The organism is Pseudoalteromonas luteoviolacea NCIMB 1942, from assembly GCF_001625595.1.
GTDB lineage: Bacteria > Pseudomonadota > Gammaproteobacteria > Enterobacterales > Alteromonadaceae > Pseudoalteromonas > Pseudoalteromonas luteoviolacea_A.
The window spans coordinates 1-11,671 of sequence record NZ_AUXT01000010.1 but is presented as its reverse complement, the minus strand read 5'-3'; the positions used below and the strand labels follow the sequence as shown (position 1 = coordinate 11,671).

At 39.7% G+C, this 11,671-nt stretch carries 7 protein-coding genes; 4 read left to right on the top strand and 3 right to left on the bottom strand.

Annotated features, from left to right (window positions below):
• Window positions 1–159: 159 nt before the first annotated feature.
• Window positions 160–3,033 (bottom strand): insulinase family protein, encoded by a 2,874-nt coding sequence (locus N482_RS01355; protein WP_063375378.1) that lies wholly within the window; start codon window positions 3,031–3,033, stop codon window positions 160–162.
• A gap of 345 nt (window positions 3,034–3,378) precedes the next feature.
• On the opposite strand from N482_RS01355, the gene N482_RS23945 reads away from it, so the two are divergent.
• A complete protein-coding gene (locus N482_RS23945) occupies window positions 3,379–3,567 on the top strand; it encodes a hypothetical protein (protein ID WP_081227631.1) in 189 nt (62 codons plus the stop codon).
• Between the two features lie 63 nt (window positions 3,568–3,630).
• Window positions 3,631–5,214, top strand: coding sequence for a bifunctional UDP-sugar hydrolase/5'-nucleotidase UshA (gene ushA / locus N482_RS01350; RefSeq protein ID WP_063375377.1), 1,584 nt, complete (start codon window positions 3,631–3,633; stop codon window positions 5,212–5,214).
• A gap of 38 nt (window positions 5,215–5,252) precedes the next feature.
• Here ushA and N482_RS01345 read toward each other — a convergent pair whose 3' ends face one another.
• Together N482_RS01345 and N482_RS01340 are read right to left on the bottom strand one after the other, a co-directional pair.
• Window positions 5,253–6,176 (bottom strand): hypothetical protein, encoded by a 924-nt coding sequence (locus N482_RS01345; protein WP_063375376.1) that lies wholly within the window; start codon window positions 6,174–6,176, stop codon window positions 5,253–5,255.
• Window positions 6,173–7,063, bottom strand: coding sequence for a hypothetical protein (locus N482_RS01340; RefSeq protein ID WP_196763548.1), 891 nt, complete (start codon window positions 7,061–7,063; stop codon window positions 6,173–6,175). Before N482_RS01340 ends, N482_RS01345 begins: the two co-directional genes overlap by 4 nt.
• Before the next feature lie 221 nt (window positions 7,064–7,284).
• Here N482_RS01340 and N482_RS01335 point away from each other — a divergent pair, with 221 nt between their 5' ends.
• Window positions 7,285–8,121: a S1/P1 nuclease gene (locus N482_RS01335; RefSeq protein WP_063375375.1), complete on the top strand. Its 837-nt coding sequence runs from the start codon at window positions 7,285–7,287 to the stop codon at window positions 8,119–8,121.
• Between the two features lie 60 nt (window positions 8,122–8,181).
• On the top strand, window positions 8,182–11,403 hold the full coding sequence (locus tag N482_RS01330; RefSeq protein WP_063375399.1) for a TonB-dependent receptor: 3,222 nt from the start codon (window positions 8,182–8,184) through the stop codon (window positions 11,401–11,403).
• The last annotated feature ends 268 nt before the right edge of the window (window positions 11,404–11,671 follow it).

Below are 11,671 nucleotides of genomic sequence, written 5' to 3'. Positions count from 1 at the left end.
GTGCATCTTCTTCAAGGACCAATTACATTAAGCCCGGCGTTCACTGATAGCTTAATAGTAACAGGGGTTTAAAGAGTTACCTTAGCTGGTGAGCATCATAACTGCTCTAATAAAGGAATCGGCGGCAAGCATTAATACACATGTTGCCGCCTTAATGACTTATTTGAATTGTGCCATGTTATACAGATCAGAAATATTATTTATTTGCTTTTGATTTGGTAGTGTTGCAAACGGCTTGTCAGCAAACTTTCGCCCACGAACTTGTATGTTCAAGCGAGCTGCATCTTTATTAAGTAACGTTTCATTTAAGTACGTCTGCACATTCTCTAAAGTGACATTCTTTGCAGCCGCTATGAGCTTTTCTTTAGAGTCAAAAGTCAGCTTATTTCTATACCAATCCGATAGTATTGGTTGCGCCTCTTCTGATAAGTTCTTCGGCTCCTCCATTAAATTGGCCAGAACAGAAGACTTAATCTTATCGAACTCATCATTCGTCAATTGACCTAACTCTAATGCGTAACTGCTCTTAAATTCGTCAAAGCGAGCTTGCATTCCTTGTACACTTTTAACCGGAGTTTGAATAAATAACCCAATAGCAGAGTACTCGTCGATGCTCGTGGACAATGCGCCAACAGCATATGCTAGCTGCTCTTCTGTTCTCAGCCTATTGAACGCTTTTTGGCGAAGGTGCGCTTTGAGTATTAACGCAGCGGCTTTTTGTTCATAACCAGGTGTTGGATGTACTGCAACATCCACTATTGCTACGTCAGCAACATCTGCATCTTTTTGCCAAACGAGTACTTCGCCTTTTTTAGGCTGCCAAAAGCCTGCTCTGATATAGTCCGATTGGCTTAATGTTTCTCCCACTTCTTTCTTTAAAATAGCAACCACATTGTTTATATCTTCATTACTGTAATTACCATAGCCAAAAATTCTTATTAGATTATTTCCTAAAATTTCGTCGCGGTATTTAGCAAATTTTTCAGGAGTCATCTTCCTAGCTGTATCTATCAACAATTCATGATCGAAATTACCTTCTCTGGTTAATTCGCGGTAGGCCCCAAACGCTTGATAATATGGGATCTGTTTATTATGGTTTTGGATTTGACGTATATACCTATCAACAGCTTGCTCCAATTGTTTAGCAGTTGGCGAAACTTTAAAGTCCACGAATGCTTGCTCAAGCAATAGCGGTTGTTTATCTGTAAAACCTGACAACGACATAACCAAGCCATTAGAATAGCTCAAACCCAGTCCCATGCCCGCGACATGTGCTTCGGTCATCAGCTTTGCTTTTTGAATATGATAGAGATCTACCCACAGCTGCGCAGCAACTTTATTCCCTACATTATTGATTGGCATCGCGCTATTAATGACAACCTCAAGTGTGCCCTTGGGTTGCTGCGTATATCTTTCGCTTGACTTGCGCCAAGCATGAATTCTCGCACCTTTATATACCTGCTCCACGCTGTTAATTGGACCATCTTGCGCCAACTTTATGTCAAAGTTTTCAGGTAGTAGCCTATTTACACTAGGAAGCGCAAGTGCCAGTTCACTTGGCTTAGACCACTGCGCAGTTTCTTGATCAGAGATCTCATCAACTTTATATTGCCCATCATAAAAGTGTAGTTTGCTGTCTACAGGCTCATCCTTACTGATATACCACACTCGCATTGACTCAGGCGTTAGTTGTTCTAAAACTTGGTTAATTGCATCAGGTTCAAATTTGGCAAAATGGTAACTCGCGTTAACGGCATGATTAAGAGGATAGTCTTGCATATTTGCTGCTAACTCACTGACATAATCAAACTCATCTTGTTTTTCTAAGAATCTAAATTTATTGTCCAGTGACGTTTTAATTTCTTCAAAGTATTTGGCATCAACGCCCTCTTCTTTGATAAGGTTAATATATTGCATCACGGTCGCAACGATCTGCTCTCGATTTTTCATCCCCTCTTCCGTTAGTTCAATACCAACTGTTATTACACCATAGTTTCCATAGTGATTCGGAGCGTCGTAGGCACTTAAAGATGCAATCCACCCCTTATCTTTAAGGAGTTGAGCAGGACTTCCTTGCATTTCATTGCTTAACAGATAAGAAATAAAGTAGTTTGGCTTAACAGCAAAGTCAGACACGTTATTTTCAATAATAAACTCAATATTGAGCGACTTCACATCTTGATTTGGTTGGTAGTGAATACGCTTTTTACCAGCTTGTTTAAAATCAATAGCCTCTGTCACTACTGGCTCTTCGATATTTTTATTCTTAATACTACTAAAGTGTGTTATTGCTTTAGTTTCCATTTCAGACAAAGGGAGGTTAGATATCATGGCCAGTTTCATGATATTAGAAGAATAGTATTTATTGTAAAAATCGACCGTTTCTTGATGCAAATTGCTATTCGGCTTATCACCCAAAGTTTCAAGGTTACCAATGAGAAATCTATTAGCAGGGTGCTCTCCCAATAACGAACGCGCTAATTTAAACTGGCCAAAAAAGTCCATTTCACGTCTCATCGACCATTCTGCGTTAACCGCATTTTTTTCTTTATCTGTATACTCAGGATATAACTTAGGCGCCTTGAAAAAGTCTGAGAAGCGAGCTAGCGCCTCTTCGTACGCGTCATTATTAATTTTCAACATATAATTGGTGACGTCTAGCCATGTATACGCGTTGTGGCTGCCCCCATTTTTTTGCATAAATTCAGAGTACTCGTCTGGGTTAGGAAATTGCTCGGTTCCCAGAAATAACATATGCTCAAGGTAGTGAGCCATGCCCTGTTGCGACATAGGATCATGCAACAACCCAATACCAACACTGAGTGCAGCCGCAGACTTTTCTGCGTTAGGATCAGACACTAGCACAACATCTATTCCATTTTCGAGCGTTAACACCTTATACTGTCTATTGTCATTTGGGCTGACCACCAAGTTGTCTGCAATGAGTGAGTTTTGGGAAGAGGAGAAGTTGTTCGCTGAGCATCCCGCTAGCAAGCCCAGAGTAATAGCCCCAATAGCAAAAAGTTTTTTCATTAGTAACCCATTTTTGCGCCAACTGATGCCATACAATAAATCACCAGTTGGACAAGTTTTTGATAAGTATAGATTCTATTTATATTGATTGTAATTCTTCGAGTGCACAACCGTTATTAAGAAAAAAGTGTAACTGATTGTGAGACGCAACTTAAACTTCCTTATCTGAACTGATAGTTACATCGTCTGCCCAGCCTTAGTGAGAAAGCGCACCAAATATTAATTTTTTTGCTCAAAAGTGTTTTTTTTGTTATCAAGAAACATTAAGCTGTCGATTAATCGAGCAGAGCATTTGCTGCTCTCATTACAAGGCAAGTATAAAGTGACAACAACAGGGGCAATAATATGACTGACGAGCGCATCTGTGACTTCGGGCTTCATGCCGGAGAACCTTACAGCAAACTACCCGCTTGTTTTTTAAATTGGATGGTTGAAACAAAGCATAACAAGCAAAACATCGCTAAAACTGAGTTAAACAGAAGAGAACAGGCCGTTTCTGCTTCACGAGATATTGCAAATTCATCCACTTTATAATTCCTTTTTTACGCATTTGCTTTAAACTAGGCGCATAAATAAATTCCGAAGTATAAATAATTTATGCGCATAATAATTTCAGTTTTACTACTGTCTTTTTTAACAGCTTGTCAGCTAATACCCACTTCACAAAAAGAACAATACCTTACTGTACTTCACACCAATGACCACCATGGTAGATTTTGGCATAACGAAGATGGCGAATATGGCATGGCTGCCCGTAAGACTCTAATAGATCAACTTCGTCAAGACGCAAATCAACAAGGCCATAGCGTGATTCTGTTGTCTGGTGGCGATATTAACACTGGTGTACCCGAATCAGACCTGCAAGTTGCAGAGCCTGATTTTAAAGGTATGAGTCTTATTGGTTATGATGCAATGGCCATAGGTAACCATGAATTCGATAACCCACTGTCGGTATTAGACCAACAAATTGCATGGTCGGATTTCCCGCTATTGTCAGCGAACATCATAGACAAGGAAACGCGTGCACCTGCTTATCAATCTTATGCGATCATTCAAAAAGGCCATTTAAAAATTGCCGTTGTTGGCTTGACGACAACTGATACCGCCAAAATCGCTAATCCACAATATATAGGGCATTTAGACTTTATTACGCCGTCTGTTGCCACGCAACCTCTGGTTGATAAAATCAAGTCCAAATACAACCCAGATGTAGTTATTGCTGTTACGCATATGGGGCATTATCATAATGCGAGCCATGGTATTAATGCACCAGGCGACGTAACCTTAGCAAGAGCATTGAAGCCGGACACGCTCGATATGATTATTGGCGGCCACTCTCAAGAGCCTGTTTGTATGAACAAACATGGTAAACCAGATACAGCATTTACAGCTGGTAAAGCCTGCTGGCCTGATAAACAAAATGGCATCTGGGTAATGCAGGCCCACGAATGGGGTAAGTATGTAGGTAAAGCTGTGTTCAAGATTTCAAATGATAAAAAAGAACTTTTGAGCTACGAATTAATCGCTGTAAATTTGAAAAATGAACATGGGCATTTCATTTCAAATGAAATAGCAAAAGATGAAGCGCTATACAACTTCCTTCTCCCTTATCAAGAGCAAGGAGCATTGAAATTAGCTGGCTCTGTAGGTTCTGTTGACCAATATCTAGATGGAAAACGCAACACGGTACGTTTCGAGCAAAGTTTGCTTGCAGATTTGATCATCAATGCTCAAGCAGAGGCTGTTGGTGCTGATTTTGGAGTTATTAGTGGTGGCGGGATAAGAGCGAGTATTAAAGAAGGAAAAGTGAGCTATAAAGATATTTTAAAGGTACACCCTTTTAAAAATCGTGTTGCGTACATTGACTGGAGCGGACAAGGTCTCATTCAGTACCTTAACGTTGTAGCAAGCTTTCCACCAGACGCAGGGGCCTACTTACAGTATCATAAAATTGACTTTACCATTAAAGATGGTGTTGTTAGCGTCAAAACAATTAACAACAAGCCATTTGATATAAATAGTAATTATAGAATGAGTATCAATAGCTACAACGCTTCTGGTGGAGATGGTTACCCAGTAATATCAAATCATAAAAACTTTCAAATTACTGACGTAACAGATGCCCAAGCACTACGTCTATATATAGAAAAACACTCACCTGTAAAAGTTAAACGACTTTAACTAAGAAAAATGGGCGCTATATAATAACCGCCCATTTCTTACTTTCCGATAATATCTACATCTTCCAGCGTAATATTTGATAAAGCGTAGCTATGCAATTTCGAGCGAGACCCTTCTCCGTGAGCTTTAGGCGGATAGTATTTGGCTTTAAGATCTGGCGTATTTGCTAACAGCTCATCTAGCGCAGCTCTAATTTCACTCAATGTTTTCTCTAAGCTATTTGAAAAGTTTGGTCGTTTACGTATGGTATGACCAAGGGAAATAAGTCGATGAAAGTACTTGTCGGCTAGCTCTAGCAACTCGTCCGGAAGCTCTTTGTTTTGGTTCAAAGACGCATCTGGGTTCGCCTCACAGTATTCAATCAATGCCAAATAAAAACACATAGGTTTATTAGCAAGCTGCACTTTGACACCCTTATCGTTAGAGAGGTGCAATGCTTTAGAATATAGATCAATTTGTAAAATAGGTTTTTCTTCAATCACTGGAGCAATATTTTTGGTTTTCAGTGAAGTAATTCGGCGTCTAGTTATACTATTTAATAGAACGAAGTTTAGAAGCGCAAAAATAAAGGGAACGATATAAAAAGGCAGCTTGTGATTGTCGTCAGCTTTAAACATCAAATAAGTTTCATGCGTAGTCCCTGTAAGCACGTCAACAACTTCGCCTTCCTTTGCATAGAGCGCTTTGCTAGAAATCGCAGTCAGACGAATTCGACTCTGTTGCTCAGCCAAAATGCCGTTCAATGACATTAAATACTCACTCAAAGCTTCTTCATCGCCGGAATAATTCAGCGTTGGATCTTCTAATGATAATCTTGACCTATCAATTGCAACTCGCAATTTTACACTTTGCATATCACGTAAAATATTATCATTAATTGTATGTTTATTTGATAAATTGAATATAATAAGAAAAATAATTAAATAAAGCGTAAACACAGAAACTTGTTTTAATGTAATCATTGATTTTCCCCTAAATAGTTGTAAGGAAAAGTATTACATTGCCAATATTGATTTACGCTATTGAAGTAGCTAGAACCACCGTCTTTAGCAACACGCTGTAACACAGTTTGTAAAGAACATGCCAGCTCTGTATTGTCATTCAGCATTTTTAGGTACCACTTGCTGCCACTAATATTTTCGCCAATCGGTGTAATGTAGTTTTTCGAAAAGTTACGCTCATCAGATTCATTCCAATAGCTGGCAATAATATCGAGCTCACCTGATGCTAGCTTATCTCGCAATATTTGATGAGAGCTAACATACTGAATGTTCAACGCATCTACATCTATATCTAAACTCTTAAACGCTTTTTTAGGAATAATATGACCAGATCGGCTTGTTGGGTAGTCCAACAGTCCAATTTTCTTGTCTAGAAAATACGCTTTTTCGTATTTTGGTTTCTCTCTATTGGAGATGAGGAATGCGGTATAAGTAGGGTAACCGATAACAGGCATATAGCTATAAGTAGACTCAGCCATAAGCGCTTTCATTACATTATCTTTAGATAAAGTAAGGTCGGCTAGGCCCTTTGCGATAAAATCAATTTGCTCAGCAAGGTTACCGCTCCACCAGACTTCAACCGCACCATACTGCTTTGCCAGCACAGGATCTTCGCAAAGCTGAGGAGCCAATGACTCAGCCAAACTTTTTATAGGCACATGTACACTGAACACCTGAGTATTTGAAACTGACCGAGTTTGACATTTTATGCTCTTTTGCATTACCGGAGGAAACTCCAGCGCTTCACGCCCAGCTAATTGATTTGCAAGAAACCAACAGCCCAGAACAGACAGAAACAAAACTGTAACAATGGTTGTATTATTGCTTAAATTGAGATTGTATTTCACATTGATGATTTTCTTTTCCTTCAACCATGCTTATTAGATCAATTTTTATTACTTATTGCAATAGGTAATTTTACCAATAAAGAATAAGCTGTTGTTTTACATACTTTATTAACAAGAAATTATGAATCTCTTTGACTCCTTTTATTTTCGTGAAAAATCCGGACAATTGACCTCATTGAAATGACTGGTTGCAGCCAGCTTCACAACGTATAGAGTTAGTAATGTTAAGAAGTTCAATTAAAATTTTAGCCGTTTCTCTTGGGTTACTGAGTAGCTCGGTTTTTGCGTGGGGTCAAAATGGCCATAGAGTTATTGGTGAGCTAGCGCAAAACAACCTAACGCCGAACGCATCTTCCCATGTTCAACTTATTTTAGGCGACGACTCGCTAGCTGAGGTTTCGACTTGGCCTGATGAGATGCGCTCCAATCCAGAGCACTTTTGGCGTAGACAAGCTGGCAAATGGCACTACATTAACATTGATAAGCCAGAACAAATACATGAACACACAAACGAGAAAATTTCAAAAAGAGATCAAGTCAAACACATTTTGGACGGAATTCACTACACTGCAAATGTCTTGAGAGATCCTTCCTCAGACCTAATAGACAAGCAATTTGCAATAAAGTTCCTTGTGCATTTAGTTGGTGATGCGCATCAACCCTTCCATGCAGGCAGAGCCGACGACCACGGTGGAAATAAAATCAAAGTAGAATTTTTTGGTAAGCCGTCTAATTTACACAAAGTCTTTGATACTGAATTAGTAGAGCATGAGAAACTTTCTTATATTGAACTTACCCAGTTTCTATCTACATCAGATAAAAATAAAATTGCTGAATATTTAAATAGTACCCCTTCAGATTGGTTATTAGAATCTAATCGAATTGCAGAAGAAATATATGAGAGCAATGAAACTGAAATAAGTTGGGGTTATATATATAAGCATACGCCAATGATTAAAACACGCCTACAACAAGGTGGTATTAGATTGGCTGGTTTGCTAAACCAAATTTTTGACAAAAACTCAAAACCTTTAGTTAACGCACTTGCGAAACGATAAGAGTTTTGAAAAATGATATTTAAACTAACTGATAAACCTAATAACACGGGAAACAACATAATGAAAAACGTTCGCTTAACTAAGGTAGCTGGTGCTTTAGTCTTAGCCCTAGGCGTATCTGCTTCAGCTTTTGCTTCAGACACATCATCTGCGATGCGAGGCAAGATCACAACACCTGAAGGTAGCGCAGCCGCAAACGTTAAAGTAACTGTAATTCACGAACCTACTGGTACAGTGAGCCACTTTGTAACGAATGACTCTGGTGCGTTCATCGCTAAAGGTCTTCGCGTTGGTGGTCCTTACAAGGTCATCTTAGATTCTGACGCATACAGCGACACAGAACTTGATAATATCTACCTAGACCTGGGCCAGACTCGCCGTGTAATTTCTCAGTTAGAGCCTAAAAAAATTGAAACTATTCAAGTTTCTGGATACAAAATTGTTCAGCAAGCTGGTGGCTCTTCAAGTGTTTTCGGTGAGGAAACACTTAAAAATATGCCAAGCTTCAATAACGACCTTAAAGACGTTGCACGTTTAAACCCATTAGCTTCAATTAACGGCAATGGCGAATTAACAATCGCAGGTAATAACCCAAGAACAAACAGCTTCACCGTTGATGGTATCGGCCAAAATGATGACTTCGGCTTACAATTTGGCGGTTACGCAACTCAGCAACCACCAGTTGCACTAGATGCTGTTGAGCAGGTATCAGTAGATGCAGCCCCTTTCTCAGCTAAAAAAGGCAACTTCGGTGGTGGTACAATTAATGCTGTAACGAAATCAGGTTCAAACGAATATACGTTTACTGGTTTCTACGAATTTTCAAACCCAAGCCTGTCTGGTGATTTGCAGTCAATCAATGAAATCGATGGATTAGATAACGATAATCACCGTCAGTACGAAACGGTTGAATCAGATTCGATAGTTGAAGAAAACCGTTTTGGCTTTAGTACCGGTGGCGCAATTTTAAAAGACCAATTGTTCTATTTCGTTAACTATAATTCATGGGAAAAAACACGTGAAATGAGTTATGGCTGGGACGATTCAGGTACAACTCACGAGCATAATTTAAGCCAAGCTGACTACGACCGCTTCACTAGCATTTTGAACAACAATTATGGCCTTACTGACGAACTTGGTGGTGACCCAGTAAGTACTAATGATTCATTACTTGTTAAATTAAGCTGGAATATCAGTGATGCACACCGAGCTGATTTTACTTACCAGTGGCAAGATGATACAGAAGACCGCAATGTTGCAGAAGGTGGTGACACGGTAAAACTTGCATCAGGTCGTTATACAGAAGAAAAGTCATTCAATAACTTCGCAACCAAAATTTATTCAGACTGGACAGACAGCCTTTCTACAGAAATCGGACTAGCATACAAAGACGTTAACAGTGAGAGTATCAACAACTCTAACCTTGGTACTGTAGAGGTAAGTATTGCTGATGGACGCGGTCCAGGCTTCCACTTCGGTCGTGATGAGTTCCGTCATGAAAACCAATCTGAAACAGAGACAATTGCGTTTACTTTCGACGGAACATACTTCTACGGTGACCATGAAATTAACTTCGGTACACACTTAGAGAGCCTACGTCTATATAACCTATTTGGCGCGAATACTCGCGGCTTTTGGGAATTTGACAGCTTAGAAGACTTTGAGGCGGGTAAAGTCAAAGAATTCTCTTACCGTAACGCACATACTAACGATGTAAACGACTTAGCATATGACGCAACGCGTAAGCAGTTCGCAATCTACGTAGAAGATAAGTTCTACCCAACTGACGACTTAGAATTAAATGTCGGCCTACGTTATGAGCGTTTATCTTCAAGTGACAAGCCAGTGCTTAACCAAGCGTTCCTTAATACGTATGGTTTCACAAACCAAGAAAACCTAGACGGCTTAGACATCATCCTACCTCGTATTGGCTTCAAGTATTATGCAACTGAAGCATTAACAATCAACGGTGGTATTGGTCGCTTCCAAGGTGGTGTGCCTAATGTTTGGTATAACAACCCATACCAAAATGATGGTGTTACATACGCATCTGCACCACAAAGTGCGCTTGATGCATATGTTGAAACAAATAATGCGATAGCAGCAGGCAACAGTGGTAATATTACCGCAGATGGATTTGGTAGCGTACCAACATCAGTGCAAGAAAAAATGGTAAGTGGTGCTGGTAGTACAAACTACACAGATCCTAATTTCGAGCTACCTTCTAGCATCCGCGCTCAAATCGGCTTCGATTATGAGTTTGATTCAGAAATGCTAGGTGATGGCTTCAAGTGGTCTGCTGAACTTTCTTACCACAAAAAACAAAATGAGGCTGTATGGTACAACAATGCGTTAATCGATCCGCCAGCAGATAAACTAGCGGCGACAAAAGATGGACGTAAGATTTACACTTCTCGTTACGAAGGTGATGCCGCAGAGAACTTTGACATTATGATGACCAACGCGTCAGAAGATGCTCGTTCTATCATCTTTACTACGTCACTAGCGAAAGAGTGGGATAACGGCCTATACGTGTCAGCAACTTACACACACCAAGACGTCGAAGACATCTCGCCAGGTTCCTCTTCACGTGCACAAAGTAACTACAAGCACGCAGTTACAAAGAGCCGTAACGTAGACCATATTTCTACAGGTCACTATGAAATTGAGCATAGCTTCAAATTAAACCTAAGCTACAAGACTCAGTTCTTTGATGGTTATGATTCTCAATTCAATGTGTTCTTTGAGCGTCGTTCAGGTCGTCCTTACAGCTACGTAATGGGCTTCTTTAGAGATGATGACTATGGTGATACGCGCGACTTCTACACAAACAGCGCATACTTAGCATATATCCCATCAGGTCCAAACGATGATAACGTTACTTACAAAGATGATTTCGGATGGGCTGACTTAGAAAAGCTACTTAATCGTGCTGGTATTTCAGAGCGTGGTCAAATCCTAGACCGTAACACATACAAGCAGCCATGGGTTACGACAATGGATATCAGCTTTAAGCAAGAGATCCCAGGGTTCTACGACGATCACAAGGCGCAGGTTTACGTGATGATCGAAAACTTTGCCAACATGCTTAACAGCGATTGGGGCGTTGAACGTCGTTTACGCTTCACTACACAAAGCATCTATGACTTTGGTGGATATGATGATGACGGTCGTATCATCATCGAGAATAAGTTCCGCGGTGCTGACGTACGTAACTACAGCGAAATCGAAGATAACAAGTCAGCTTGGCGTGCGAAAATCGGTGTTCGTTACACATTCTAATATCTAACTTAAACATGTAATTAGATTCCAAAGGCCAGTTTATACTGGCCTTTTTTATTCAGGCTAGTTCTACCCATATTTTCTATCTACAACCTCCATTATTTTTTATTCTTCTTTTTTCACCGGCTAAAATAAAACCTATTTCACAGCATTGAAATAAATACAGAATATTATATTCACTGAATTGCAGTTTCTTATATATTGCAATGTACATTTATTTCAAGAAAAGGATTAAATTCTAATGAAATCCCGAATTCAACATGCAAGT

Excerpts from the sequence above, each read along its gene's own strand:
- N482_RS01355 (WP_063375378.1), bottom strand. The coding sequence starts at position 3,033 with ATGAAAAAACTTTTTGCTATTGGGGCTATTACTCTGGGCTTGCTAGCG.
- N482_RS23945 (WP_081227631.1), top strand. The coding sequence starts at position 3,379 with ATGACTGACGAGCGCATCTGTGACTTCGGGCTTCATGCCGGAGAACCT.
- ushA (WP_063375377.1), top strand. The coding sequence starts at position 3,631 with ATGCGCATAATAATTTCAGTTTTACTACTGTCTTTTTTAACAGCTTGT.
- N482_RS01345 (WP_063375376.1), bottom strand. The coding sequence starts at position 6,176 with ATGATTACATTAAAACAAGTTTCTGTGTTTACGCTTTATTTAATTATT.
- N482_RS01335 (WP_063375375.1), top strand. The coding sequence starts at position 7,285 with ATGTTAAGAAGTTCAATTAAAATTTTAGCCGTTTCTCTTGGGTTACTG.
- N482_RS01330 (WP_063375399.1), top strand. The coding sequence starts at position 8,182 with ATGAAAAACGTTCGCTTAACTAAGGTAGCTGGTGCTTTAGTCTTAGCC.